This window comes from Klebsiella sp. A-Nf5, assembly GCF_002810545.1.
Lineage (GTDB): Bacteria > Pseudomonadota > Gammaproteobacteria > Enterobacterales > Enterobacteriaceae > Klebsiella > Klebsiella variicola.
Genome location: NZ_PIOG01000076.1, coordinates 1 through 26,174 on the forward strand (window position 1 = coordinate 1; position 26,174 = coordinate 26,174).

At 59.5% G+C, this 26,174-nt stretch carries 27 protein-coding genes and 1 pseudogene; 15 read left to right on the forward strand and 13 right to left on the reverse strand.

Translation table 11 applies throughout. The features are described 5' to 3' along the window. Positions 1-361: 361 nt before the first annotated feature. Both CWM53_RS08420 and CWM53_RS08425 read right to left on the reverse strand, forming a co-directional pair. Complete coding sequence (locus tag CWM53_RS08420) at positions 362-1,153, reverse strand: MoaF C-terminal domain-containing protein (protein ID WP_100729362.1); 792 nt, start codon at positions 1,151-1,153, stop codon at positions 362-364. Positions 1,154-1,178: 25 nt separating this feature from the next. Then, positions 1,179-1,955, reverse strand: coding sequence for an SDR family NAD(P)-dependent oxidoreductase (locus CWM53_RS08425; RefSeq protein ID WP_100729361.1), 777 nt, complete (start codon positions 1,953-1,955; stop codon positions 1,179-1,181). 511 nt (positions 1,956-2,466) lie between these two features. Between CWM53_RS08425 and CWM53_RS08430 the strand changes: the two genes are divergently transcribed. From CWM53_RS08430 to CWM53_RS31890, 3 genes and pseudogenes are all read left to right on the forward strand, one after another. Beyond that, a complete protein-coding gene (locus CWM53_RS08430) occupies positions 2,467-3,150 on the forward strand; it encodes a response regulator transcription factor (protein WP_100729360.1) in 684 nt (227 codons plus the stop codon). Positions 3,151-3,271: 121 nt separating this feature from the next. Then, a complete protein-coding gene (locus CWM53_RS08435; RefSeq protein ID WP_165785044.1) occupies positions 3,272-3,445 on the forward strand; it encodes a type II toxin-antitoxin system HigB family toxin in 174 nt (57 codons plus the stop codon). Next, a pseudogene (locus CWM53_RS31890) lies at positions 3,446-3,544 on the forward strand (transcriptional regulator); the annotation flags it as partial. It abuts the gene before it with no gap. Between the two features lie 66 nt (positions 3,545-3,610). Here CWM53_RS31890 and CWM53_RS08445 read toward each other — a convergent pair. The 4 genes from CWM53_RS08445 to CWM53_RS08460 all read right to left on the reverse strand — a co-directional run bounded on the left by CWM53_RS08445 (position 3,611) and on the right by CWM53_RS08460 (position 7,617). Continuing rightward, positions 3,611-4,153 carry a DUF3156 family protein gene (locus CWM53_RS08445; RefSeq protein WP_100729359.1) on the reverse strand — a complete coding sequence of 181 codons (543 nt, stop codon included), beginning with the start codon at positions 4,151-4,153 and terminating at the stop codon, positions 3,611-3,613. Further along, on the reverse strand, positions 4,131-5,630 hold the full coding sequence (locus CWM53_RS08450) for an APC family permease (RefSeq protein ID WP_061155439.1): 1,500 nt from the start codon (positions 5,628-5,630) through the stop codon (positions 4,131-4,133). The genes CWM53_RS08445 and CWM53_RS08450 overlap by 23 nt, the downstream gene beginning before the upstream one ends. A 306-nt stretch (positions 5,631-5,936) precedes the next feature. Beyond that, entirely contained in the window at positions 5,937-6,302 is a 366-nt protein-coding gene (locus tag CWM53_RS08455) for a cupin domain-containing protein (RefSeq protein ID WP_061155438.1), read from the reverse strand. Positions 6,303-6,315: 13 nt separating this feature from the next. Beyond that, entirely contained in the window at positions 6,316-7,617 is a 1,302-nt protein-coding gene (locus tag CWM53_RS08460) for an NAD(P)/FAD-dependent oxidoreductase (protein WP_100631508.1), read from the reverse strand. 159 nt (positions 7,618-7,776) lie between these two features. Here CWM53_RS08460 and CWM53_RS08465 point away from each other — a divergent pair, with 159 nt between their 5' ends. From CWM53_RS08465 to CWM53_RS08485, 5 genes are all read left to right on the forward strand, one after another. After that, the gene (locus CWM53_RS08465) at positions 7,777-9,261 is read left to right on the forward strand and encodes an aldehyde dehydrogenase family protein (RefSeq protein WP_074386643.1); all 1,485 of its coding nucleotides are present in this window, start codon (positions 7,777-7,779) and stop codon (positions 9,259-9,261) included. Between the two features lie 258 nt (positions 9,262-9,519). Beyond that, on the forward strand, positions 9,520-10,896 hold the full coding sequence (pheP, locus tag CWM53_RS08470) for a phenylalanine transporter (RefSeq protein ID WP_074386642.1): 1,377 nt from the start codon (positions 9,520-9,522) through the stop codon (positions 10,894-10,896). Positions 10,897-11,082: 186 nt separating this feature from the next. Then, positions 11,083-12,288: an MFS transporter gene (locus CWM53_RS08475; RefSeq protein WP_162678332.1), complete on the forward strand. Its 1,206-nt coding sequence runs from the start codon at positions 11,083-11,085 to the stop codon at positions 12,286-12,288. Positions 12,289-12,304: 16 nt separating this feature from the next. Continuing rightward, positions 12,305-13,327, forward strand: a complete 1,023-nt coding sequence (locus CWM53_RS08480) for a sugar phosphate isomerase/epimerase family protein (protein ID WP_074386640.1) — start codon at positions 12,305-12,307, stop codon at positions 13,325-13,327. A gap of 1 nt (position 13,328) precedes the next feature. After that, positions 13,329-14,480, forward strand: a complete 1,152-nt coding sequence (locus CWM53_RS08485) for a Gfo/Idh/MocA family protein (protein ID WP_074386639.1) — start codon at positions 13,329-13,331, stop codon at positions 14,478-14,480. 19 nt (positions 14,481-14,499) lie between these two features. Here CWM53_RS08485 and CWM53_RS08490 read toward each other — a convergent pair whose 3' ends face one another. Further along, positions 14,500-14,916 carry an Exc2 family lipoprotein gene (locus tag CWM53_RS08490; RefSeq protein WP_004183289.1) on the reverse strand — a complete coding sequence of 139 codons (417 nt, stop codon included), beginning with the start codon at positions 14,914-14,916 and terminating at the stop codon, positions 14,500-14,502. A 233-nt stretch (positions 14,917-15,149) separates the two neighbouring features. Between CWM53_RS08490 and CWM53_RS08495 the strand changes: the two genes are divergently transcribed. Beyond that, positions 15,150-16,130: a LacI family DNA-binding transcriptional regulator gene (locus CWM53_RS08495; RefSeq protein ID WP_061155433.1), complete on the forward strand. Its 981-nt coding sequence runs from the start codon at positions 15,150-15,152 to the stop codon at positions 16,128-16,130. A gap of 3 nt (positions 16,131-16,133) precedes the next feature. Here the strand turns inward: CWM53_RS08495 and CWM53_RS08500 are convergent, their stop codons facing one another. Further along, positions 16,134-17,378: a mechanosensitive ion channel family protein gene (locus tag CWM53_RS08500; protein WP_004202471.1), complete on the reverse strand. Its 1,245-nt coding sequence runs from the start codon at positions 17,376-17,378 to the stop codon at positions 16,134-16,136. A 70-nt stretch (positions 17,379-17,448) separates the two neighbouring features. Continuing rightward, positions 17,449-18,876 (reverse strand): MFS transporter, encoded by a 1,428-nt coding sequence (locus CWM53_RS08505; RefSeq protein ID WP_074386638.1) that lies wholly within the window; start codon positions 18,874-18,876, stop codon positions 17,449-17,451. A gap of 108 nt (positions 18,877-18,984) precedes the next feature. On the opposite strand from CWM53_RS08505, the gene CWM53_RS08510 reads away from it, so the two are divergent. From CWM53_RS08510 to CWM53_RS08525, 4 genes are all read left to right on the forward strand, one after another. After that, positions 18,985-19,854: a helix-turn-helix transcriptional regulator gene (locus CWM53_RS08510; protein ID WP_100729358.1), complete on the forward strand. Its 870-nt coding sequence runs from the start codon at positions 18,985-18,987 to the stop codon at positions 19,852-19,854. A 217-nt stretch (positions 19,855-20,071) separates the two neighbouring features. Further along, positions 20,072-21,115 carry a DUF2157 domain-containing protein gene (locus CWM53_RS08515; protein ID WP_100729357.1) on the forward strand — a complete coding sequence of 348 codons (1,044 nt, stop codon included), beginning with the start codon at positions 20,072-20,074 and terminating at the stop codon, positions 21,113-21,115. Between the two features lie 183 nt (positions 21,116-21,298). After that, positions 21,299-21,616, forward strand: a complete 318-nt coding sequence (locus CWM53_RS08520; RefSeq protein ID WP_012542526.1) for a type II toxin-antitoxin system RelE/ParE family toxin — start codon at positions 21,299-21,301, stop codon at positions 21,614-21,616. After that, entirely contained in the window at positions 21,609-21,896 is a 288-nt protein-coding gene (locus CWM53_RS08525) for a helix-turn-helix domain-containing protein (protein ID WP_074386636.1), read from the forward strand. Before CWM53_RS08520 ends, CWM53_RS08525 begins: the two co-directional genes overlap by 8 nt. A 255-nt stretch (positions 21,897-22,151) precedes the next feature. Here CWM53_RS08525 and nfsB read toward each other — a convergent pair whose 3' ends face one another. The 3 genes from nfsB to CWM53_RS08540 form a co-directional block, all read right to left on the reverse strand. After that, the gene (nfsB, locus tag CWM53_RS08530) at positions 22,152-22,805 is read right to left on the reverse strand and encodes an oxygen-insensitive NAD(P)H nitroreductase (protein WP_004178896.1); all 654 of its coding nucleotides are present in this window, start codon (positions 22,803-22,805) and stop codon (positions 22,152-22,154) included. A 119-nt stretch (positions 22,806-22,924) separates the two neighbouring features. Continuing rightward, on the reverse strand, positions 22,925-23,293 hold the full coding sequence (locus CWM53_RS08535; protein ID WP_008805536.1) for an MmcQ/YjbR family DNA-binding protein: 369 nt from the start codon (positions 23,291-23,293) through the stop codon (positions 22,925-22,927). Further along, positions 23,293-23,874, reverse strand: a complete 582-nt coding sequence (locus tag CWM53_RS08540; protein WP_074386635.1) for a TetR/AcrR family transcriptional regulator — start codon at positions 23,872-23,874, stop codon at positions 23,293-23,295. The genes CWM53_RS08535 and CWM53_RS08540 overlap by 1 nt, the downstream gene beginning before the upstream one ends. 179 nt (positions 23,875-24,053) lie before the next feature. Between CWM53_RS08540 and CWM53_RS08545 the strand changes: the two genes are divergently transcribed. Next, positions 24,054-25,169: an MBL fold metallo-hydrolase gene (locus CWM53_RS08545; RefSeq protein ID WP_162493283.1), complete on the forward strand. Its 1,116-nt coding sequence runs from the start codon at positions 24,054-24,056 to the stop codon at positions 25,167-25,169. Positions 25,170-25,199: 30 nt separating this feature from the next. Continuing rightward, positions 25,200-25,541 (forward strand): RamA family antibiotic efflux transcriptional regulator, encoded by a 342-nt coding sequence (locus tag CWM53_RS08550; protein ID WP_002893035.1) that lies wholly within the window; start codon positions 25,200-25,202, stop codon positions 25,539-25,541. Positions 25,542-25,557: 16 nt separating this feature from the next. Here CWM53_RS08550 and CWM53_RS08555 read toward each other — a convergent pair whose 3' ends face one another. Next, positions 25,558-25,806 carry a DUF1158 domain-containing protein gene (locus CWM53_RS08555; protein ID WP_008805539.1) on the reverse strand — a complete coding sequence of 83 codons (249 nt, stop codon included), beginning with the start codon at positions 25,804-25,806 and terminating at the stop codon, positions 25,558-25,560. Positions 25,807-26,174: the final 368 nt, after the last annotated feature.

Below are 26,174 nucleotides of genomic sequence, written 5' to 3' on the forward strand. Positions count from 1 at the left end.
CTGAGCGCGGAGCAAGTGGCGCGACTGGACAGCGCCAGCGCCTGAGTCAACCCCTCTCCCCGGCGGGGAGAGGGAGAAGGGCAATAAAGCGGCTCCGTGCCTGATGCCATCGCCCGGTGGCGCTGCGCTTACCGGGCCTACGCGGTGTGCTCCTGTGAGAGGCCCCGGTAGGCCGGGTAAGGCGTAGCCGCCACCCGGCACTAAAGCGGCTCCGTACCTGATGCCATCGCCCGGTGGCGCTGCGCTTACCGGGCCTGGGAGGTGTGATCCTGTGAGAGGCCCGGTAGGCCGGGTAAGGCGCCAGCCGCCACCCGGCGAAATGACGGGTGTGGTGCCTGAAAGCGTGCCCGGCGACGCCCCTTTATTCCTGATGGCGGGTGACGTTGAGGATCTTCGCGCTCGCGCCGACCGGGAAATTACTCAAGGCGCCAAAATCGCTGCCCTGATAGCCCATGATCTTACCGTCGGTGCGCATCTGCTGCAGATCGATCAGGATCACCCCCAGTGTGGGAATGATTTTCTCCCGCCAGACGAACAGATAGAGCTCCTCCGCCACCTGCACATAGTGGCAGCGATCGACATCCGCCAGCCCCTTTTCCACGCCATCCAGACATTGCCAGGCGTAAAAATTATCGTTGAGATAAATATGCTCATAACGCTCGGTCGGACTGTAGGTGTACTGATTACGCATCCCGACCAACGCAGTGGTAAAGCCTGGCAGCGGCCCCGGCTGCTCATCCAGGCGGGCAAAAACAAACCGTGCTTCTACCGCGGTTAGCGGTAGGCCTTGCTCCACCCGGCTGAAGGCGTCCAGCCGCGCGGCGGCTTCGTCCGGCAGCTGGCCGTAGACCAGGGTGGCATTGCGCTGCGTCAGGTTGCATACCGCGCTGATGCTGGCGTTATCGTGCTCCGGGTCAAGGAAGTCGATGAACAGAATATCGGGGCGCAGGGCGGTCGCCCGCCAGGGGGCGCGCTTGCCGTTCCAGCTTAGCGTCTGCTCATCTTCGATAACCAGCTGCTGCGGTTCGCTCCCGGCGACATAAAAGGTAAAGCTTTCGCCGACGGGCAGGTTGGTGGTGGGGAGTAAATTACCGTGCGGGGCAAAACCATCGGCCAGCGCACCGACCTGGATAAATACGGCTTCTGAAGTCATAGGGGCTCCTGAACAGAGTAGGGCGTTAGGTAAACGCCAGAGTGGGAACATCGACGATACTGGAACCGCCGTCGGCGACCAGGGTGGCGCCGCTGATGATGGCGGCCTGTGGCGAACAGAGAAAATGGCAGGCCTGCGCTATCTCTTCCGGGCTGGCGGGACGGCGCAGCGGAACGTCGCGACAGACCCGCTGATAGGCTTCGGTAAGCGACAGCCCTTCCGCCTGCATCAGCGGGATCATCTCTTCATCCGCCATCGGGGTGGTGACCCAGCCGGGACAGATGGCATTGGCGCGGACGCCCTGTGGGCCGTAATCGCGAGCCACGGAGCGCATCAGGCCGATCAGGGCGTGTTTAGCGGTGACGTAGCCGCAGGCCTGCGGCCCGGCAGCCAGCGAGGCGATGGAGGCGACAAACAGCACATTGCCGCGGCGGGCAATCAGCGAAGGCAGACAGGCGCGAACGCTGGCGAACGCGCTGGTGAGATTGCCGTCCAGCGCCTCGCGCCACTGGCTGTCGCTGGTCTCGGCGGCGGGGCTGTTGCCCATCCCGCCGGCGCTGCAGATCAGCACATCGATCCCGCCAGCCTGGTCGAGGATTGCCGGCAACAGCCGCTGGCGCCACACCTCGCCATCGGCGGCATTGCCCACCAGCGCCGTGGCGCCGCTCTCAGCGGCGACAGCCTGCAACGGCGCCTCGCGTCGTCCGGTAATAAACACCCGGTCGCCCGCGGCGCGCATCAGCCGCGCGCAGGCGGCGCCAATTCCGCTTCCGCCGCCGGTGATCACCACGACTCTCGCCATCCGCACTCTCCTGTAATGAGGTTTCCGATTACCTTAAAAAGCGCGCCAGGTCCCGGCTATCGCCCGGAAGAACGATAGCCGGGCGGCTAATGGCGCCCGCTCAAAGGGGGCTGCTCACATTATTTTGGCAACAGCAGGTCAGGCGTCATCACAGGATTACGCCGCGGCGAAAGTTAATGGGCATCCTGTTAAGGGTATAAGTGAAAAAAAACAGAAATCCATCGTTCTTAAGGATGAGAGAGAGAGGTGTATGGGATAGCTTTTTTTTATCGCCAATGGAATGTAGTTAGGGTGTTAATATTTTTTGTTTATGTTTTAACGCATCCACGGTAAAGCATGGCAAGCGCATTTTTTAAATGCTATATATAACAATGCATTGATTAAAATTTTGTAACGGCTATCACATTGTTAATATGTTAATGATTGTGTTACTTAAATGTGAAATGTATGCTTCATTCATCGGTAGTTATTCATGTGTCACGTACCATCATCTCGACGGGGAGGCCCTATCATGTCTGCTTTGTTAAAAGCCAGCCGTAATGATGCGATAATAGCCCGTTGTTTACAGACTATATCCCAGTTAATTCCACTGACTTCCGCGGTTTTTTATCGAGTAAATAATCGCTTAAAACCCGAAAACTATATATTGCATAATATTTCTGATAATACGCATCAACAATATCTGGAAAACTTCCAGCCGCTGGATCCGCTTCTGCCGTCGTACTTTAGCCACCAGAACACCACCGTGGCGGCGATGACGCCGCGGCTCTGCGACCGCAACCGCCATTACTATCATGAATTTATGTTGCCGAATAACGTGCGCGACATGACCGAGATCTTTATTCGCCGCGATCGGCGGATCATCGCCGGTATCTCGCTGATGCGTGACGTGCCTTTCTCCAGCGAAGAGCGCCAGCGGGCTCAGGCGGTGCTGCCGCTGGTGGAGCTGGCTATTCGCGACTGTCTGCAGGAAGAAGATGACCTGCCCGTCATCCTGACGGCGAAAGAGCGGGAAATCGTCGGCATGGTGCGCGAAGGCGCCAGCAATAAGCTGATTGCCCGCCAGCTGGATATCTCGCTCTCGACGGTAAAAACGCACCTGCGCAACATTTTCGCCAAGACCGAAGTCGTCAATCGTACCGAACTGGTTTCCCGAACCTGGATGCCGGCCGCTCAGCGCACGCTGCATCTGTGATCTGACTTTCGCATCCCGCGCGCGCCGTGGCAGCACGGCGTTTTCCTGATACGTTGATCCCTAAAGTCCCAGTACGGGACTTTTTCTTTACTTAGTCCCGAAATGGGACTGGTCTCTGCACATGAAGATAATCTCAGTGAAAACCTTAAATAAGCGGGTGATATTCAACATTAAGGGAAATGATGACCGGTTAACCGTAGCCGTTGCTTATCCGCGGGGATGGATGTTCGTTAAGTTTATCGGGACGCATAAGGAATATGACGTGATAAACGCTGAGACGATTGAGAGGACGTAAATGATGAATGTTAAACCTATCCGCACTGAACAAGATTACGAAGCCGCGCTAAGCGCCGTTGAACTTTTTTTTGATAATGAGCCAGCGCCTGATTCGCCGACTTCATGCGCAGTTCGGCATCCCCCTTGAGAGCCTGATCGGCGCGTGATCGCGCGGGCATTCGGTTCACTCATGCATCCACTGGCTTATCGCCTGATTAACCATCGCCAGCACGCTGAGCAGCAGCATCCGCTGCTGCGCTTCCAGCTTCAGATAACGGCGCAGCGGCGGCATCTTGCAGACCACCTCGCTGGCGGCCCACGGCTCAATGCAGCAGCGCCAGCAGTTATCGCCGAAAGTCAGCGAAAAGCGGCGGTAGTCCAGCTCACTTAAGGTTTGCTGGAGATTGGGAAAACCGTTGAGATAGCCGGCGAGTTCCTCGCTGCCTTTGCCGCCGATAAAGCGGATCGGCTGGCGTTTCCACCAGCCGGATTGATGGGCACGAATTTTACCGCGAGCGGGCCGGGTCACCGGCCCCTCGACGACAAACTCGCAGCTGTGAATGCTGGCCATAAACAGCCGCTTCTGACGCACGCTGAAGGTAATGGCGGTGGCGTCGTTCAACCGCAGCAATGCGCTGCGCTCGCTCAGCTTTTCGCACGGCCAGCCCGCCAGATCGCGCTGCACCGCGTTCATTAACGGCGTCTCAAACCAGGGGACGGAGGACATCTGGCGTCATCTCCCCGCGGGTCTGTTTTTCGTAGTTGCTGATGGCGCGCTCAACCACCTCTTCCACTACCAGCGGCTTGAACGGATTGACGCGCTGCACACACACCGTCCAGAACAGGGCGTAGGCGGCGGTCAGGCCGAGCATAATGCCGAACGGCACCAGCACCTGGCGGCTGTCCATCCCCGGCGGCGTGATATTGACGATAGCGATGATGATCCCGACGCTGGAGATAATCTGCGGCAGCGGGAACCACGGCGAGCGGTAGGCGCGCGGCAGGTCCGGGCGGCGGATACGCAGCATTACCACCGACAGGGTCACCAGCAGATAGGCGACGCCCCAGGCGCAGACCGCGGCGAGGATCAGCGGCACGATGCGGTCCAGATCGCCGTTCAGATACCAGGCGTGCAGGCAGGGGATCGCCACCCCGATGGCAATGGCGATCACCGGCGTTTTAAAGCGCGGATGCAGCCAGGTCAGGAAGCGGGGCAGCGCGCCGTCCAGCGCCATGCCGTAGATAATGCGCGGCACGGCGGCCATCAGCGTATTGATGGTGGCGCAGCCGGCCAGCAGCAGCCCGACCCCCAGCCAGTACTGGCCGGCGTGGCCCATCACCCGTTCGGCGAAGGCCGGGATCGCCATCGGTGTATCCAGCAGATGGACGTTGTTGGCCGCGTCGAGCACGGTATTCTCCACCTGGCGGTTGATCGCCGCGCCGTAGATAAACATGCAGCTGGCGACCCCCAGCAGGCCCAGCGCCATCGCCCGCGGAATCGTGCGGTGGGCCTGTTTGATCTCCGGCGCCATCGGCGTCACCAGTTCGCAGCCGACGAACATAAACATCGCCATGCCGATATAGCCGAACAGACCGTTGATATCGCTGATGTTCAGCGGCGTGCCGAACCAGCCGGAAAGATGAGTCACCGGCGCCATAAAAATGCCGCACAGGCCGAAAATAGTCAGCGTGGTCCACATGCCGAAGGTCAGCACCACTTCAACTTTGCCGAAGATTTCCACGCCGATGGCATTGAGCAGGCCGAAAACCACCACCATGCCGACGCCCACCATCCAGGTATTCTGGTGAGCGGCCATCTGGGCGTTGATCGACTCGAAGTTCACCAGCGCCATAATCCCGGCAAGTATGGTCTCCGCCGTCCCGGCGAAAATATGCACGATCAGATAGGCGCACAGCGCGCCGGTGATGGCGAAGAAGCGGCCCATGCCGCAGGAGATATAGTCGTACACCGAACCGGTGGTGGGGATCAGCGTCGCCGCCTCGGCAAAGGTGGTGACCTGCGCCTGCATCATAATAAAGGCCAGTAGCACCGCCAGCGCGAAGGTATCGCCACCCATGCCGAAGCCGCTGGTGACCGTCAGGATCACCGGGCTGGCCATAATCAGCCCGACGGAGCTGGCGAGAGTGGTCGGGAAGCCGACGACGCCGCGCTCAAGATGGCTGGCGAGTCTGTTACTAAACATAGTCAACCTCTGCACAATAGTGGGGGAGGGCAGGGAATAGCCAGCGCCACTCCCGGATAGTCATAATTTAGGCGGGCATCCTGCTCAATGAATATCGTCCGGAAGATGGAGGGCGGCGCATGATTCTGTGACGCAGTCGATGAATGTCGCGGTGGATAAATAACATGACCCCGAAAACCGGGGCCATCTGTCTTGCCACGTTGCGCGTATTTCTGCCGGGTGGCGGCTAGCGCCTTACCCGGCCTACCGACGGCATTCGTCCTCCAGGCCCGTGCAAGCGCAGCGCCGCCGGGCATTATCAGTTTGTTAGCGCGTCTCGACGTTCGCCAGGTAGTGCTTCACAAAGCGCGGTGTCAGGATTTTCCACTCCACTTCGGTACCCTGTTTGACAAACCAGCTGTCGCCCGGCGTAAAGCGCTGTGGCTCGCCGCCGGCGACGGTCAACTCCACTTCGCCTTCCAGCACGGTAGCGTGCTCGGTAAACGGATAGGTCATGGTAAAGCTCCCCTCAGTGGACGAAAACAGTCCGCAGGTAAAGGCGTCCTGCGGCTCGCCGTAGATCATCGCCCCGGCCACCTGCGGGTCTCCCGCGGTCGGCGTCGCGCCGAGCAGGCTGACGCTGCCGATCGGCTGCAGGTCAGGTACCGGGTGTTTAAGTTTAAAAGCGTGCATAGCGTTCTCCTGGTTAACTCCGGCCTTTCCAGAAACCGGCGGTTTGATGCATCAATTTTCCGGCAGTGACTAATAGCAAGCGCAGGCTGTCACGGCCGTGGATGGTCGCGTGGGGGATGCTGCTCAGCAGGCGATAGCGGTCGGAACCGCCATTGATCCCTTCGGCGAGGATTTTGCACACGATGTGTGACGGGGTGACGCCGAAGCCGGAGTACCCCTGGACGTAAAAGACGTTGTTGTGATCGCGTAGGGTGCCGATCTGCGGGAACAGGTTGGCGCTACAGGCCATCGGCCCGCCCCAGGCGAAATCGATCTTCACATCCTTCAGATAGGGGAAGACTTCCGCCAGCAGCGTGCGATTCCAGGCGGCGAAATCGTTCGGCGTATATTCCACGAAGCGAGTCGCGCTGCCGAACAGCAGGCGATTTTCCCGGGTGACGCGGTAGTAGTTAATCACCGGGCGAATATCGCTGAAGGCGCCGCGCAGTGGGCTGATGCGCTCGATCAGTTCATCGGAAAGGGGCTCCGTTGACACCTGATAGGAGTAGGTCACCAGCGTCTTGTTGTAGATCTCCGGCTCCATATTGTTGAGGAAGCTGTCGCAGGCCCACAGTAGTTTGGCGGCTTTGACGCTGCCCATCGCGGTGCGTACCCGCACCTGTTTGCCGTAATTCACCTCCACCACGGGCGAGGATTCAAAAATCTTTACCCCCAGCGAATGGGCAGCCTGCGCCGAACCGAGCAGCATATTCAACGAGTGGATCTGCCCGCCGCCCATATGTTTCAGCGCGCCGCAGTAAACCTCGGAGCCAACCACCTGCTGCACCTCTTTGCCGGTATACAGCTCGATATCTTCATCCGGGGTGGCGGCCTTAAACTCTTTCTCCCACTGGCGCAGCGTTTTGAGCTGCCGCTGGTTATAGGCAAGATAGCCGTAGCCGGGGACGAAATCGGCGTCGATATGGTATTTGCGGATGCGTTCGCGAATGATGCCCGCGCCGAGATTGGAAATTTTAAACAGCGTCTCCAGCCCCTCTTTGCCAACGTGCTTTTTTACCGCTTCGATATCGTGACCGATACCGGCCATCACCTGGCCGCCGTTGCGCCCGGTACCGCCGTAGCCGAGATGGCGTGCTTCCAGCACCACCACGTTGGTGATGCCCTGTTCCGCCAGCTCAAGGGCGGTGTTAATCCCCGAGAAGCCGCCGCCGATAATCACCACATCGGCTTCAATATCTTCCCGCAGCGCCGGGAAATGGAGGTGGTATTTCTTCGTCGCGCCGTAGTAGTTCAGCGCATCGATTTTAATGTTCATCGCGTTACCCTGTGGTCTTGCCTGGCTCAAGGTCCTCATCACAGCACGCCATGCGGGCGTTGAATATCGTCCGGAAGAATGACGTTCTTTAGAACGATGGGCGGCGCAGAGCAACCGTGCTGTGATAGGCCAACTTTGCTGAAAAAACGGGTGCTGACGATGAGCGAGATAACCTTACTGGCGGAAGTGACCGCCTTTTTACGCCAGCCGCACGGGCAGTTCATCGCCGGAGAGCGGGCGGCAGGCCACGGTGCGCCGTTCGCGGTGATTAACCCGGCCACCGGTCAGGCAATTGCTGAGGTGACGGCAGCGGATGTGGATCAGGCGGATCGCGCCATGGAGAGTGCCCGCCAGGCGTTCAGTCAGTGGCGCGAGATGCCGACGCTGGCGCGCGGTACGCTGCTGCTGAAGCTGGCGGATGCCCTGGCTGAGCATCGCGAAGCGCTGGCGCAGCTGGAAAGTCTCTGCTCCGGCAAGACCATCATGCTGGCGCGGATGTTGGAGCTGGATCAATCGGTGGCGTTTTTGCGCTACTTCGCCGGCTGGGCGGGGAAGGTGACGGGCGAGACGCTGGATGTGTCGCTCCCCTCCATGAACGGTGAGAAATATACCGCGTTTACCCGCCGCCAGCCGCTGGGGGTGGTGGTCGGTATTGTGCCGTGGAACTTCTCCATCATGATTGCCATCTGGAAGCTGGCGGCGGCCCTGGTCTGCGGCTGCACCATCGTCCTCAAACCGAGCGAATATACCCCGCTGACGCTGCTGCGCGTGGCAGAGCTGGCAAAAGCGGTGGGTATCCCGGATGGGGTGATTAACGTGGTCAACGGCGCCGGCGGCGAGATTGCCCAGCGGCTGATTACGCATCCGGCCTGCGCCAAGGTGAGCTTCACCGGCTCGGTGGCCACCGGTGAAAAAGTCCAGCAGTCGGCCAGCGCTTCCGGTAAACGGGTGACCCTTGAGCTGGGGGGCAAAAACGCCGCGCTGTTCCTGGATGACCTGACGCCGGAGGCGATGGTCAACGGCATTATTGAAGCCGGCTACCTGAATCAGGGGCAGATTTGCGCCGCCGCGGAGCGCTTTTATCTGCCGCAGGGCAAACTGGATGCAGTGCTGGCGCTGCTGAAAGAAAGACTCAGCGCCTTCGCGCCCGGCTCGCCGCTGGATGAACAGACGCTGATGGGGCCGCTGGCCAACCGTCAGCAATACGAGAAAGTGCTCAAACTGATCCAGATCGCGCGCGACGAGGGGGATACCATTGTTTGCGGCGGTGAAGCGCTGCCCGGCGAGGGCTATTTCCTGCAGCCGACCGCGGTCAAAGTCCGCAGCGAAGAGAGCACCCTGATGCGCGAAGAGACCTTCGGTCCGGTGTGCAGCTTCATCGGCTATCGCAGTGAAGAAGAGGCGCTGGCGCAGATCAATGCGTCGCCATATGGCCTGGCGGCCAGCGTCTGGTCCGATAATATTCGTCAGGCGCTACGCTACTCGGAGGCGATTGACGCCGGCATCGTGTGGGTCAATATGCATACCTTCCTCGACCCGGCAGTACCGTTTGGCGGCATGAAGGGCTCGGGTATCGGGCGCGAATTCGGCAGCGCGTTTATTGATGACTACACGGAGCTGAAGTCGGTGATGGTGCGCTATTAAGTTTTGTCGGTGGAGGCTGTTCTGGCCGGGCGACAGGCGCCCACCTCCCAGGCCCGGTAAGCATAGCGCCACCGGGCAAGGATAGCGGGTGCGCAGCCGCGTATGTGCCGGGCGGCGGCGACGCCTTGCCTGGCTTGGGTCCATGCGAGCGGTGGTTAATCTGGCCGCCCCTGTCCGCGCCATAGCCCCATGCAACTTGCGACAATTCCCCCTAAGTGATAAAAGGTGCCCCTTCGCAAAAACACACAGGGGAACGACGTGAAAGACGCGTCAACGTCGTCGGATGCCGTAGAAGAGAGCGGCCCGACGCTTCATCGCGGTTTACAGAACCGACATATTCAACTTATCGCCCTTGGCGGCGCGATTGGCACCGGCCTGTTTCTCGGCATTGGTCCCGCTATCCAGATGGCCGGCCCGGCGGTCTTACTGGGCTACGCCGTGGCCGGGATAGTCGCTTTTCTGATCATGCGCCAGCTGGGCGAAATGGTGGTGGAAGAGCCAGTATCCGGCTCCTTTGCCCACTTTGCCTACAAATACTGGGGCCCGTTCGCCGGTTTCCTTTCCGGCTGGAACTACTGGGTGATGTTCGTGCTGGTAGGGATGGCAGAGCTGACCGCCGCCGGGATCTATATGCAGTACTGGCTGCCCGACGTCCCGACCTGGGTCTGGGCGGCGGCCTTCTTCCTCATTATTAACGCCGTCAATCTCGTCAACGTCCGTCTGTATGGCGAAGCGGAGTTCTGGTTCGCGCTGATTAAGGTGCTGGCGATTATCGGCATGATCGCCTTTGGCCTGTGGATGCTGTTTGGCGGCCACGGCGGCAGCAAAGCCGGGTTCGACAACCTGTGGAAACACGGCGGCTTCCTCGCCACCGGCTGGCACGGTCTTATTCTGTCGCTGGCGGTGATTATGTTCTCCTTCGGCGGGCTGGAGCTTATCGGCATCACCGCCGCCGAAGCGCAAAACCCGGAAAAGAGCATCCCGAAAGCGGTGAACCAAGTGGTTTATCGTATCCTGCTGTTCTATATCGGTTCGCTGGTGGTGCTGCTGGCGCTCTACCCGTGGGTGGAGATCAAATCCGACAGCAGCCCGTTTGTGATGATTTTCCATCATCTCGACAGCAACATGGTGGCGTCCGCGCTGAACTTCGTCATTCTGGTGGCCTCGCTGTCGGTCTATAACAGCGGCGTGTACTCCAACAGCCGGATGTTGTTCGGCCTGTCGGTGCAGGGCAATGCGCCGACGTTCCTCGCCCGCGTCAGCAAGCGCGGCGTGCCGGTGAACTCTCTGTTGCTCTCGGGGATTATCACCTCGCTGGTGGTAGTGCTGAACTACCTGCTGCCGCATGAAGCGCTGGGGCTGCTGATGGCTCTGGTGGTGGCGACGCTGCTCCTGAACTGGATCATGATCTGTATGGCGCACCTGAAGTTCCGCGCCGCCCAGCGCCGCAAAGGGCGTGAATCGAAGTTCAAAGCGCTGCTGGCGCCCGCCAGCAACTACTTCTGCATTGCTTTTCTTGGGCTGATCCTGGTGCTGATGTGCACCATTGATGGGATGCGCCTGTCGGCGATCCTGCTGCCGGTGTGGATCCTGTTCCTGTTTATCGCCTTCAAACTGCTGCGCCGCCCGGCGTAAGCGAGACGCCCCGCCGTCCGGCGGGGCTGCCTGCCTTTTTATTGTGATCTTCTTCGCAGGTGGGGAATTTGCCTGGCGATCTTCTTTTTGTAATCGATTACTTTTGTCTTGAGCGATTTTGTAATCGATTACTTTTTGAGGGCAAGCAACATGATCACCACAACCGAAGGTCAGGCAAGTGCCCGCGTGAGCCACCGTTTTCTGGTGCCGCGGCTGTCGTTAATGATGTTTATGCAGTTCTTTATCTGGGGCAGCTGGTCGGTGACCCTGGGGCTGGTGATGACCCGCTATGAGATGTCACTGCTGATCGGCGATGCGTTCTCCGCCGGGCCGATCGCCTCCATCCTGTCCCCCTTTGTGCTGGGAATGCTGGTGGATCGCTTTTTCGCCTCGCAGAAGGTGATGGCGGTGATGCATCTCGCCGGGGCGGCAATCCTGTGGTTTGTCCCCCAGGCACTGGTGGCGCAGAACGGCGCGCTGCTGATTGGCCTGCTGTTCGGCTATACGCTGTGCTATATGCCGACTCTGGCGCTGACCAACAATATTGCGTTCCACAGCCTGGCCAATGTCGATAAAACCTTCCCGGTGGTCCGCGTGTTCGGCACCATCGGCTGGATTATCGCCGGGATCTGCATCGGGGTGACCGGTATCTCTGATACCACCGGCATCTTCACGCTGGCGGCGCTCTGTTCGGTGGCGCTGGCGATTTACAGCCTGACGCTGCCCCATACCCCGGCGCCGGCCAAAGGCATGCCGGTTCAGTTTCGCGATCTGCTGTGTGCGGACGCCTTCGCGCTGCTGAAAACCCGTCACTTCCTGATTTTCTCCCTCTGCGCCACCTTAATTTCCGTGCCGTTAGGCACCTATTACGCCTATACCGCGTCGTATCTGGCGGATGCCGGCGTCAAGGATGTCAGCACCGCGATGTCCTTCGGCCAGATGTCAGAGATCGTCTTTATGCTGATCATTCCGTTGCTGTTCCGCCGCCTCGGGGTGAAATACATGCTGCTTATCGGCATGGTGGCGTGGTTTGTCCGCTACGCCTTTTTTGCCCTCGGGGTCAGCGAAGAGGGGCGCTTCCTGCTTTATCTGGGCATTTTGCTGCACGGCGTGTGCTATGACTTTTTCTTTGTCGTCGGCTTTATCTACACCGACCGCGTGGCGGGCGAGAAGGTCAAAGGCCAGGCGCAGAGCATGATTGTGATGTTCACCTACGGGATCGGCATGCTGCTGGGCTCGCAGATCTCCGGCACGCTGTATAACCATCTGGTGGCCGGCCAGAGCGTGCCGCAGGCGTGGGTGACCTTCTGGTGGATCCCGGCGGTGGCCGCCGCGGTTATCGCGCTGATTTTCCTTTTCTCTTTCCAGTACAACGAGAAAGAGCCGCACTAATTTTACAGGAGGGGGTATGAAAACGATTAAGGGACCGGGCATTTTTCTGGCGCAGTTTATCGGCCCGCAGGCGCCGTTCAACACCCTGGCAGGGGTGGCGCAGTGGGCCGCCGGCCTGGGGTACAAGGCATTGCAGATCCCCTGCAACCACCCGGCGATTTTTGATGTCGAGCGAGCGGCGGCGAGCCAGACCTACTGCGACGAGGTCAGCGGCACCCTGGCGGAGCATGGGCTGGTAATTAGCGAGCTGTCCACTCATCTTGAAGGGCAACTGGTGGCGGTGCATCCGGCGTATGACGCGGCGTTTGACGCCTTTGCCCCGGCGGCGCTGCATGGCGATCCGCAGGCGCGCCAGCGCTGGGCGGTGGAGAAAGTGCAGCAGGCGGCGGTGGCCTCCGGCCGCCTGGGGCTGAAGGCGCACGCGACCTTTTCCGGGGCGCTGGCATGGCCCTTTTTTTACCCGTGGCCGCCGCACAATCAGCCGCTTCTGGATGAGGCCTTTGCCGAGCTGGCCCGGCGCTGGCGCCCGCTGCTGGACCACTTCGACGAACAGGGCGTCGATGTCTGCTATGAGATCCACCCCGGCGAAGATCTGCACGATGGCGTGACCTTTGAGCGTTTTCTCGCGCGGGTGGATAACCATCCGCGCTGCAATATGCTCTATGACCCGAGCCACCTGCATCTGCAGCAAATGGACTATCTGACCTATATCGATATCTATCACTCGCGTATTAAAGCCTTTCACGTCAAGGACGCCGAATTTCGCCGCAACGGGCGCAATGGCGTCTACGGCGGATACCAGCCCTGGCAGCAGCGGGCCGGGCGTTTCCGCTCTCCCGGCGACGGGCAGATCGACTTCAAAGGGGTGTTCAGTAAGCTGACCGAATATGATTTTGACGGCTGGGCGGTGCTGGAGTGGGAGTGCTGCCTGAAGGATGCCGAGACCGGCGCGCGCGAGGGCAGCGAGTTTATCCGCCGCCATATCATTCCCGTTGCCGGACGGGCCTTCGATGACTTTGCCGCCGGCGGGAGGGAATAATATGATTCAGGTCGCGATTATCGGGGCAGGGTTTATTGGTCCGGCACATCTGGAGGCGCTGCGGCGTCTGGGAGATGTCGAGGTCGTGGCGCTATGCGACAGCCGCCTTGAGGCGGCGCAGCGCAAGGCGCGGGCGCTGAACATTGCCCATGCCTACGACAGCGTGGAGGCGCTGCTGGCCCATCCGGGGCTGCAGGTGGTGCATAACTGTACCCCGAACCATCTGCATGCCCAGATTAACCGGCAGATCCTCGCCGCCGGGCTGCACGTCTTCTCCGAAAAGCCGCTGTGTATGACGGCGGAGGAGGCGCGGGAGCTGGTGGCGCTTGCCGCCCGGGCCGGCGTGGTGCATGGCGTCAGCTTCGTCTATCGCCAGTTCGCCATGGTCCAGCAGGCGGCGGCGATGATCCGCCATGGCGATGTTGGAAGGGTGTTTGCGGCGCACGGCAGCTATCTGCAGGACTGGATGCTGCTGGAGACCGACTACAACTGGCGGGTCGATTCGGCGCAGGGCGGCGCGTCGCGGACGGTGGCCGACATCGGCTCCCACTGGTGCGATACCGTGCAGTTTATGACCGGTCGGCGGATTGTCGAGGTGATGGCGGATCTGTCTATCGTCTGGCCGACGCGTAAAGCGCCAGTCGATGGCAAAGCGACCTTCAGCGCCGTTCACGAGGCGCAGGCATATGAAACCCGGCCTGTCGATACTGAGGACTTTGGCTCGGTGCTGTTGCGTTTTGACGATGGCAGCAAGGGCAGCTTTATGGTCTCCCAGGTGAGCGCCGGGCGGAAAAACCGTCTGGCGGTGGAGATTAATGGCAGCCTCTGTTCTCTGGCCTGGGATCAGGAAGTGCCCCAGCGGCTGTGGCTCGGCCACCGCGAGCAGCCGGATCGCCTGCTCAGTGACGACCCGAGCCTGCTGCGGCCGGAGGCCGCCGCCAGCGCTCATTATCCCGGCGGCCATATTGAGGGCTGGCCGGATGCCTTCAAGAATATGATGGGGCAATTTTATCAGGCGGTACGTGCCGGAAGGATGCCGGAGGCCGGGGCCCGGCGCTTCGCCGCGTTCGACGACGGCGCCGATGTGATGTACATCATCGAGGCGATCGTCAAAAGCCATCAGGAACAGCGCTGGGTCAGCGTCGAACGCTAAGCGCAGGCGGGGCGCAGGATTATTTCACCCCAAGATAGCCGTCGAGATAGGCACCGGAGAGCTCGTTGCCGAACAGGACGGCATCTTTATTTTCCATCGCATTATCCCATTTGTCGCTGGCGTTGCCGGTGAAGGCGTGCTCGGTGCGGGTGCCCTGCGCCGCCTGTTGTTTGATGGCCTCGGCGGTGCGGCGGGCGTCGCTTTCGCTCATGCCAGCGGCTTTATCCTGCTGGCCGCGGGCGTACATTGCCGTGAAGGTCGGCAGGTTTAAACGGTAATTTTCCTGGCGGTTGACGGTGAAATTACCGCCGACAAAATCGGAGCGGTGGGCGACAAACGCGTAAGCGTGACGTTCCGGTGACGATTTTGACGAGGTGCAGCCGGTGATTGTTGCCAGGGCACAGCTGAGGGCGAGAACCGCGGTGGAGAGCCTCATGGAGATATCATCCTTAATCATAAATGAAGAAATAGGGCGCCAGGGGGGCTGTCGCCAGCGCGCGAACCGGGTGGAACGGCAAAAGGATGCGCGTTAACGGCGGGGGAGAGAAGCCCTGATTTTTAATAGTTTTCTCGCGCGTTCCCGCGCTTTCGCGCCAGGCTGGCAGGCTGACCAGAGGTCATTTATGATAGCCTGCAGGATCCACCTCTACCGCAGGAAGTGCAGGGTTTATGTCTATTCAGAAAATTGCTCGTCTGGCCGGCGTCTCGGTGGCCACGGTGTCGCGGGTGCTGAACAACAGCGATACGGTAAAAGCCAAAAACCGTGAGCGCGTGCTGCAGGCGATCAAAGAGAGCAACTATCAGCCGAACCTGCTGGCGCGTCAGCTGCGAACCGCCCGCAGCAATATGATCCTGGTGATGGTCTCCAATATTGCCAACCCCTTTTGCGCCGAGGTGGTGAAGGGGATAGAAGAAGAGGCGGAGAAGAACGGCTACCGCATTCTGCTGTGTAACTCCGGGTCGGACCTGGCCCGCTCGACCTCGGGCCTGCAGCTGCTCTCCGGCAAAATGGTCGACGGCATTATTACCATGAACGCGCTCTCCAGCCTGCCGGAGCTGACCACCATGATTGGCGATGCGCCCTGGGTGCAGTGCGCGGAGTATGCCGACACCGGCAGCATCTCCTGCGTCGGGATTAACGACGTCGAGGCGGCTCAGGGGGCGGTGTCCCGGCTGGCCGACAGCGGCCGCCGCCGCATTGCGCTCATTAATCACGACCTGAGCTATCGCTATGCCCGTCTGCGCGAGCGCGGCTATAAAAGCGTGCTGCACGTGCACGGTCTGGCGTATCAGCAGGTGACCTACGCGCAGGATCTTAGCGCGGCGGCTGGTAAACGGGCGATGGAGCAGCTGCTGTCGCAAGACGAGCAGCCCGACGCGGTGTTTGCCGTTTCGGACTCTCTCGCCGCCGGGGCGTTGCGGGCGATCGCCCAGGCCGGACTGCGGGTGCCGGAGGATATCGCGGTGATCGGCTTCGACGGCACCGAGCTGGCGGAAGTGGTCTCCCCGCAGCTGACCACCGTCGAACAGCCCTCCCGGGCGATCGGCCGCACGGCGGTGGCCCTGCTGATGAAACGCATCGACGATCCCGACGCCGCCGTCGAGCGGGTGATGATGGACTGGCGCGTGATAGACCGCGCCAGCGCCTGAGGATCAGCGGGAGAAAGCGCCCGCCAGCGCGCGAATGTCATTGCCGGTAGGCGTTTGATGAATGCGTAAGCCAAACTCTTCCACCACGGCGAAGACATGGTCGAAAATATCCGCCTGGATCCCCTCATATTCCGCCCACACCACGGTGTTGGTGAAGCAGTAGATCTCGATGGGCAACCCGTTGGCATCCGGCGCCAGCTGGCGCACCATCAGGGTCATATCCTGGCGGATGCGTGGATGATGGCGTAAATACTCCTGCAGATAGGCGCGGAAGGTGCCGACATTGGTCATTCGCCGCTCATTGAGAACCGACTGTTCCCCGGCATACTGCTGGTTCCAGGCGCTAATCTCCTCGTGGCGCGAATCCATATAGGGTTTAAGCAATTTCGCCCTGATCAAGCGCTGCTGCTCCTGCTCATCGAGGAAATGAATGCTGGTGGTGTCGATGTTGAGGCTGCGCTTAATGCGGCGGCCGCCGGAGGCTGACATGCCGCTCCAGTTTTTAAACGAGTCGGAGACCAGCGACCAGGTCGGAATGGTGGTGATGGTGTTGTCCCAGTTGCGCACCTTGACCGTGGTCAGGCCGATATCGATCACCGCGCCGTCGGCGCCGTACTTCGGCATCTCCAGCCAGTCGCCAAGCTTGAGCATATCGTTGGCAGAGAGCTGAATACCGGCCACCAGGCCGAGGATCGGATCTTTAAACACCAGCATCAGCACCGCGGCCATCGCGCCGAGCCCGCTAATCAGGATCGCCGGTGACTGGCCTATCAGCAGCGAAATAATCAGGATGCCGATAATAATCGCCGTCACCAGCTTAATCCCCTGGAATATACCCTTCAGCGGCAGCTGTGAGGCGGCGGGAAATTTCTGCGCCAGCTTTAAAATCACATCCAGCAGCGAGAAGAAGGACAGCATGGCATATATCATCACCCATAGCTGAGCCACGGTGGTTAATATTTCCGCCGCCTCGCTGCCTTTTTGCAGCCACAGCACCGCCTGCACGTTGACGATGATCCCCTGCAGGGTAAATGCCAGTCGGTGAAAGAGTTTATTCTGCGTGATGATTTGGAGCCACAGGTGGCTGCTGGCCAATGCCCGTTTTTCGAACGCGCGCAGGACCACTTTGTGCAATATCAGATGCACGACGACGGCGGTGAATAAGATAATGCCGAAGATAATCATCAGCGAGCGGGTGGGGGTTATTTCGATACCTAAGGCGGCAATTTGCGATATTAATTCCTGCATAACGTCTCCTGAATATCCAGCGGGTATGATGACCGCTGGATAGTGATTATGCAAATCACCGCCGCCGGTATTACGACGCTACCGTCGCCGGCTGTCGGTTGAGATGATGGCGCAGCCACAGCGCGATGGCCCCCAGCAACAGCATCATCGCCACCTCGACCAGCAGAAAATCAATCAGCGCCTGCGGATAGTTTCCGCCGCCGCGACGGGCCAGCGCGAGGAACAGCGAACCAAGGATAGCCGGTCCGAGACCGAGGGTCGCCTGCTGCAGGGTGCTGAGGATGGCGCTCCCGGCCCCGGCGTCGCTGGCGCTGATATCGCGCATGCCAATCCGGTAAAAACTGTTGACGATCAGCGCCTGGCCGTAGCCGATCAGCGCCGTGGCGGGGACCAGCGTCAGGGCGGTGGTGGCGATGCCGAAGCGGGAGAAGGTGGCGCACAGCAGCAGGAGTCCGGCAATCTGCACCGCCAGACCGGTCAACAGGATCCGCCCCATGCTGTGGCGGGCGATAAGCCGCGGGGCATACAGCGCCGAAATAAAATAGGCCACGCCGAGGGCGATAAAGCTATTGCCGGACTGCCACGGCGCCATCCCCAGCCCCTCCTGCATGGTCAGCGCCATGCAGAACATAAAGCCGGACCAGGCGCTGAAAAACAGCAGGGCGATGGCCATGCCGAAGCGGATGCTGGTCAACTGCAGCAGACGCGGCGGCAGCAGGGGATGGTCGCCGCGCTGCTGCTGGCGCAGGGCGCTCTGACGCATGGCGACCATGAGCGGCAGGACCGCCACCAGCATCAGCTGCAGCCACAGCGGCCAGTGCAGCTCCGGACCGAGGGCCATCGGGAACAGCAGGCAGCAGAGGATCAGCGCGAGGTACAGCGTGCCCAGCCAGTCAATACGCGACGGCGTCTCGCGACGGGTTTCCGGCACATAGCGGCGGCTCAGAGCCAACACCAGCAGGCAGATCGGCACATTGATAAAAAAGGCGTTGCGCCAGCCCAGTCCGGCGATATCCGCCGACACCAGCCAGCCGCCGCCCATCTGACCGACGATAAAGGCGATGCCGCCGATGCCGCCATACAGGCTGATGGCCCGGGCGTGGGCGGGGCCTTTGAGGGTCACGTGCAGAGTGGCGAGGATCTGCGGCACAATTAGCGCCGCCCCGGCGCCCTGCAGGGTGCGGGCCGCCAGCAGGGCGCCGATGCTGTTCGCCATCCCGCACAGCAGGGAAGCGATGCCAAAGAGGGCGACGCCCCACATAAACAGACGCCGGCGGCCGTAGTTATCGCCAAGCTTACTGCCCATCGCCAGGCAGACGGCAAAGGCGACGCCGTAGAGCGCGACGATAAGCTCCAGCTGCGTGGCGCTGGCCGCCAGGGTGTGGGTGATGGCGTCCAGCGCCACATTGGTGATCGAGGTATCAATAAGCGGCAGCATCTGGCCGCCCAGCAGCAGCAACAGACCGGCGCGGCCGGGTGAAACAGCAGACGTATTCATGGGATTCTCCATTGCGTCATTCAGCAGACCGACGTAGCATTACCGATAAATTAAACGGGTACCAGTTCCTGTCTATACTGGTACTGGCACTACTATGCTGGAGGGGTGATGACCACGATGCCGCAACGGGAGTTGACGATCGCCGTGCCGGACGATCGACGCAAACAGTTGGGGGCATTTTTGCGCGCCCGCCGTGAAAGCCTCGATCCGCAGCGCCTGGGGTTGCCCCGCGTGGGCCGCCGGCGCACGCCGGGCCTGCGTCGGGAAGAGGTGGCGATGCTCGCCGACGTCGGCGTCACCTGGTACACCTGGCTGGAGCAGGGGCGGGAGGTGAATCCGTCGGAGGCGGTGCTGGTGGGGGTGGCGAATGCTTTACAGTGCAGTCCGCTGGAGACCCGGCACCTGTTCGTACTGGCCGGGCTGACCCCGCCGGAAGCCACCCAGGTGACAGTGTGCGAAGGCATCAGCCCCGGCACCCGCCGGATGCTGGACAGCCTGATGCCGCAGCCGGCCAGCATTCAGAAACCGAACTTTGATATTGTGGCCTGGAACGACAGCTTCTGCCGCCTGATGGGCATCGATTTCGCCACCCTCCCGGAAGAAGATCGCAACTGCATTTATCTCTATCTGACCCATGAGACCTGGCGCAGCCGGATCGAAAATCGCGATGTGCTGCCGACCTTCGTCTCCTATTTCCGCGCCGCGATGGCCGAGCACCGTGGCGATGCGGCGTGGGAAAACAAGCTGGCGCGCTTTTTTGCCGCCTCGTCGGAGTTTGAAGCGCTGTGGCATCAGCGTTACGAGGTGCGCGGTGTGGAAAACCAGATTAAACATTTTAACCACCCGCAGCTCGGGCGATTCAGTCTGCAGCAGATGTACTGGTATTCGGCGCCGCGCAACGGTTCGCGCCTGCTGGTCTATCTGCCGATGGACGAGGCGGGCGAGCAGGGGCTGGCGTGGCTGGACCAACATTCATGACAAGGAATCAGATGGCTGGCAATGTGCCATCTTAGGGTATTGCCCGGCCTTCCGGGAACGTCTCAGCGATGTTGAGGCCGCCAGCATCGGCAGTTTCAGCAGCCCCAGGACCCGCGGTGATTTGGGTATGTAGGCCGGGTAAGGCGTACGCCGCCACCCGGCAAAAAGGCGAGCACATTAGCGAAAACAGGTTTGTCATCAGTCTCAAGGAATGCCTATGAACGTAACCCGAAAAGAGCAGCGCATTATTCAGGGCGCGCTGAACGCCTGGCAGGCCAGCGGGGAGTTAACCCCGGCGGACAGCCAGCGGCTGGCGCAAACGCTGCGCGTCTCCCCCTTCGACTGGCGGCGCCTGAGCCGCTACGCCTTCTGGACCGCGCTGGCCTGCGTGCTGATTGCTCTGGGCAGCCTGTTCGCCGACAGCGAGCTGGTGGCGTGGCTGCTGAGCCTGTTCAGCCACTCGGCGCTGACGCGGATCCTGCTGCCTGCGCTGCTGGCAGTCGCCTGTTACGGCTGGGGTTTTCGCCGCCAGCGGCGGGAGACGCAGTGGCACTACAGCACCGAGGCGATTTTGTTTCTGGGCGTCGTCTTTACCGCCGTGGCGCTATGGCAGCTTGGCGAACGGCTGGATAACGGCAGCGGCCATATCGCACCGCTGTTTCTGGCCGGATGCGTGATTTACGGCGCCATCGGCTATATTGCCCGCTCCGGGCTGGTGTGGCTCTTTTTTCTGCTGGCGCTGGGCAACTGGTTTGGCGCGGAAACCGGCTATGTCTCGGGGTGGGGCGCCTACTGGCTGGGCATGAACTACCCGATTCGCTTCGTCCTGTTCGGCGGCGCGCTGCTGGCGCTCTGCTACGGCGCGCAATCCCTGCTTCGCCAGCGGCAGCTGTTTACCGTCAGCAAGGCGATGGGCCTCACGTACCTGTTTATTGCGCTGTGGATCCTGTCGATTTTCGGCAATTACGACGCTGACAGCTGGTACAAAGTGAGTCAGGCGCGACTCTTGCCGTGGGGGCTGCTGTTTGCCGCGGCGGCCGGCGTCTGCATTTTTATCAGCCTGAAAACCGATGACGGAATGCTGCGCGGCTTCGGGCTAACCTTCCTGGCGATCAATCTCTATACCCGCTTCTTTGAGTTTTTCTGGAACGGGATGCACAAGGTGCTGTTTTTCCTGATCCTTGCTGTCTCGCTGGCGGTGATTGGCCGCTATGCCGAGCGCATCTGGCACGCCGGCGAAGGGCAGGTGGAGAACAACTAACCTCGCGTTGAGAACGCTAACCACTCAGGCCGCGCTCAGTCGCGGCCTTTTTCGTTCCTGATTCCAGTTTCAGCGCATTTTTCTGCGATTGGCTGCAAATGAGCATAGGCTTGCCGGGTATCTCAAAAATTAGCCTTTAAGGCAATTTGCCTTATATGCTAACCTCCAGAAGAAGGGAGTCTGATGTTCAGATTGGTTGTGCATGTGGACGTTAAAAAGGAATTGCAGGCGCTTCCGCCCATTGTCCAGGCGAAGATGATCCGGCAAATAGACAAGTTACGCCAAAATCCCACCGCGCTGAGAGAACCTGACAGTAAACCGCTGGGGCAGGGGTTATTTGAAATTCGTGCGTTAGGTTCGGTACAGGGGCGAGGGATCTACGTTTTTCAGCAAGGCAAGACGCTCTTTCTGCTACGGGTTTTTGTCAAGAAAACGCAAAAAACCCCGTCATCGGAAATTCGCCTGGCGCTGAAGCGATTAGAGGAGATGCGCAATGAGTAAAAAGATCATTGACTGGGATACGTTAAAAACAGAACTGCTTAGCCAGCCGGAGGTTCAGGCTGCATTCGATGCGCAAGAACGTCAACAGCGATTACGTACTATGCTGGCGCAATGGCGCGAGCAGGCGGGGCTGACCCGAGCCCAGGTGGCGCAGAGGATGGGGGTGAGTGCGCCGACGGTCTCCAGAATGGAAGCCAATATCACCCGCGCCAGTCTGGATACCTTAACGCGATACGCGTTAGCCTGTGGAATAAAGCACCCGCAAGTTCTACTTTACTAAATTAACGCCCCCGGCGGCGCTGCGAGGTGTAAGCCTGTAAGAGGATCCCGTATGCCGGGGCAGGCGCAGCCGCCACCAGGCATAAAATCGGCTCCGTGCCCGTTGTCATCGCCCGGCGGCGCTGCGCTTGCGCGGGCCTACGGTGAGAGGTAACTCTATGATATACATTGTTATGTAGGCCGGGTCAGGCGTAGCCGCCACCCGGCACTGACAAGCGGCACCAGAGGCGCCCGCTTAAAGGCGCCTGGTGAGAGATTAAATCTCGGTAATGGTCGTCGACTGCGGCAGACGCGACTTCGGCAGGGTGGCGTTGAAATCTTCCACGCTATGGTGGCCGACCGGGACCACCACCAGGCTGGTGTAGCCCTGGGCTTTCAGGTCAAATTCCTCATCGAGGATCGCAAAATCGACCCCTTCGATCGGCACGGCGTCGAGACCCATCGCCGCCACGCCCAGCAGGAAATTGCCGACGTTGAGATACACCTGCTTCGCCATCCACTGATCGTCATCTTTCAGCTCTTTGCGGTGCATATCGGCAAAGAACGTACGACCCTTGTGGTTAGCGGCTTTTGCGTCCGGGGTGGCGAAACGGCCATCGGCCTCTTCCTGATCCACCACGCGCTGCAGCCAGGCGTCGTCCATCGCGGTTTTCGCGCAGAACACCACCACGTGCGAGGCGTCGAGAATTTTACGTTCGTTGAACACGTAGGTGCCGCTGGCGGCTTTGGCTACGCGAGCTTTCCCTTCATCGGTGCTGGCGACGATAAAGTGCCACGGCTGGGAGTTGGTGCTAGACGGGCTGTACTGCAGCAGCGTTTTCAGCTGTTCCGCTTCCCCGGCAGTCAGCTTTTTCGTGGCGTCAAAGGCCTTGGTGGAATAGCGCTTTAAAGCGACCGATACGATATCCATAACTCTTCCTCACAGTTTACAGCACCTTACCGGTGCGTTAAGGAGAGGAAGAGTACAGCGAAGATCGCCAAATGATAAGGGTGAAAAATGCGATAACACTTATCGCGTTTGGCTGAAAATCAGCGCGGACGCAGGCGCTGCTGGGCCTTTTTGCTCAGCTTGTTCACCACCTGATGCCACGAATCGTCAATCAGCTCGGCCAGCAGATCCTCGCTGATATCCTCTCCCGGCACCACCGTGATCCAGTGTTTCTTGTTCATATGGTAGCCCGGTTCGATACTGCGATAAATTTCCTGATTCAGCAGCGACTTCTGCGGCTCGGCCTTCAGGTTGACCAGCGCCCGGCCGCGAATGGTCATGGTGATCATAAAGATACGGCCATCGACCTTAAACACGTCATACTCTGGCCCAAAAGGCCAGCAGTGCTCGGTAAACGGGTAGGTCAGGGCGATACGATGAGCGCAGGGATGCAGCATCTCGGGGGTCATTAGGCGTCAACCTCATGCAGGGCGTTCCACATGGCTTCAAAGCCGAGGGCGATAATCTCCCGGGCGCGCTGCGGATCGTGGCTGGCGAATTCGATGGTGGTCTCCGCCAGCGACAGAAACAGGGCGTCGCCAAAGGCGCGGTACGCCTCGCTGAGAAAAATCTCTTTCACCGACAGCTGGCACATTTCGTTGAGCTCCGGGAAGCTCTCTTTTACCTGGCGACGGGTTTCGTCGGTGATGCGCTCGCTGAGCGCCATCCGGCGGATCGCCTTGTGCTCCATCGGGTTGCGCACACCCCAGTCGATATAGCTATTCCAGATATTGCGCGCATTCTCTTTCGGGCGCTTTTCGTCCGGATCCAGCCCGGCGATCATCATCCGTACCAGACGCAGCTTAATGGCGAGGTACAGCTCGTTGAGCAACTCATCCTTGGTGGCGAAATAGCGAAACAGCGTCCCCTCGGCCACACCGGCGCTGCGGGCAATGGCCGACGTTGAGGCGGCGATGCCGGACTGGGCGAAAGCCGCGGTGGCAGCTTCCAGTAACGCTTGCTTTTTATCTTCACTCTTTGGACGAGCCACTACTTTTTTCCTCACGCAGGTTTAAACAAACCGCCGATCTTTGCACGTCTGACCAGGTCGCTGCAACGGCGGAACGCAAAAATTGAAAATCGTCTTGACGACTTTCATCACTTTCCTAATAATGAGTGCGTACTCACTCATAATCAAGTTATATCACAAAGCCTCCGGGATGGGGGCTTTTGTCTGGTCAGGATATGAACCGTGTCACTTTTAGCGTGGTCGCCATCATGTTACTCGCAGCAGCAACGACATTGCCGTTTGTCCTCAATGCCGGTTTTGGTAAGGCGCCGCAGGGGGCACAGCTTAGCCAGGTGGAAGCGTCTCCCCACTACCGGGACGGCCAGTTCCATAACCAATTGCCCACGCCAGGGTTCACCGGGCAGAAAAATATGCTGGCAGCGTGGTGGGATTTCCTGATGACCAAACGGGAAAACGCCCGTCCCGCTCAGCCGCTGCCGCTGGTGAAGACCGACCTGGCGACGCTGCCCCTGGGGCAGGATGTGATGGTCTGGCTCGGCCACTCCTCCTGGTACCTGCAGCTGGCGGGAAAACGCATCCTGATCGACCCGGTGTTCAGCGATTACGCGGCGCCGTTCTCCTTTATCAATAAAGCCTTTCCCGGCGACTATCCGTGGCGGGCAGAAGGGATGCCGGATATCGATCTACTGATCATCTCCCACGATCACTACGACCATCTGGATTACGCCACCATCCGCGCCTTGCTGCCGAAAATTAAGCGGGTCATTACGCCGCTGGGTGTCGGGTCGCATCTGCGCTACTGGGGGATGGACGGGGCGCTGATTACCGAAGCGGACTGGCAGCAGGCGATTCCGGTCAGCGATGAATTCACCGTTCACGTTCTGCCGGCGCGGCACTTTTCCGGCCGTGGACTGAAGCGTAACCAGACGCTGTGGGCCAGTTTTCTGTTCGTCACCCCGCAGCAAAAAATTTATTACAGCGGCGACAGCGGCTACGGGCCGCACTTCAAAGCGATTGGTGATGAATTTGGTCCGGTTGATCTGGCGATTATGGAGAACGGGCAGTATGACCAGGACTGGAAATATATTCACATGATGCCGGATGAAACGGCTCAGGCTGCCGACGACCTGCGCGCCCGCGCGGTGCTGCCTGGGCATGCAGGACGGTTTGTTCTGGCGAAACACAGCTGGGATGAACCGTATCAACGGCTGGCGGCTGCCAGCGAAGGAAGGGCCTGGCGTCTGCTGACGCCTATGCAGGGCGAGCCGCTGTGGGTCGCCGATAAGACGCAATCATTTAACGCCTGGTGGCGCTAAGCGCCAGTGCAGTTTCAGAGGAGAGAGCATATGACGATTTCCGCTCAGGTGATTGACACTATCGTCGAGTGGATTGATGACAACCTGCATCAACCGCTGCGTATTGATGATATCGCTCGCCATGCCGGGTATTCGAAATGGCATCTGCAACGGCTGTTTTTACAGTACAAGGGAGAGAGCCTCGGGCGCTATATTCGTGAAAGGAAGCTGCTGCTGGCCGCCCGCGATCTGCGCGACACCGATCAGCGGGTCTACGATATCTGCCTGAAGTATGGCTTCGATTCGCAACAGACTTTTACCCGCGTCTTCACCCGGACCTTCAACCAGCCGCCGGGCGCCTACCGTAAAGAAAACCACAGCCGCGCCCACTGAGGCGCGCTCTCCTGGTTTACCGTTCGAGGGAGAACCAGCGACGCCACACCCAGCGCAGCACCAGAAATTCAAGGGTGCCCAGCGCTAAGAACCACAGACAAAACAACACCGTATAGAGCTGGTTGAGATCCATCATATGGAATGTCTCAACCAGCTTTTGCGCCAGCGTCAGGCCCAGCGAAGGCGCAGGCAACAGCAGACAGGAGAGCAGGGCCAGCAGTAAGATCCCGGCGGCGGAGAGAAGCGTTTCCAGCGGATGTTTCATGTCATGTTAATCATCAGTTAAAAAACATATTGTCCGGTAAAATAATACTTAACGCAATATGCTTTGTTTTTTTACTCTCTATAACACGGCTATTTTAAATATTATTGCCTGCCTTACGCTCTCATGTTAATTAATCTGAAATAATTTGTAATTAAGTTAATTGCAGCTGGGTGTAAATTAACGTCATTATTATGCCAGCGCTTTTACAAAACTATAAGTGCTATATCCCACCAGCGTGGCAACAATGATGGCCAGCAGGATGTACAGCACCAGACGGCGTCCGCGGTAGATTCCAAACATATTTAACCTCGTTTAGTTTTGGTTTATTAATATTCTGTAATATTTATCTTGTGAATTAACTTATCACA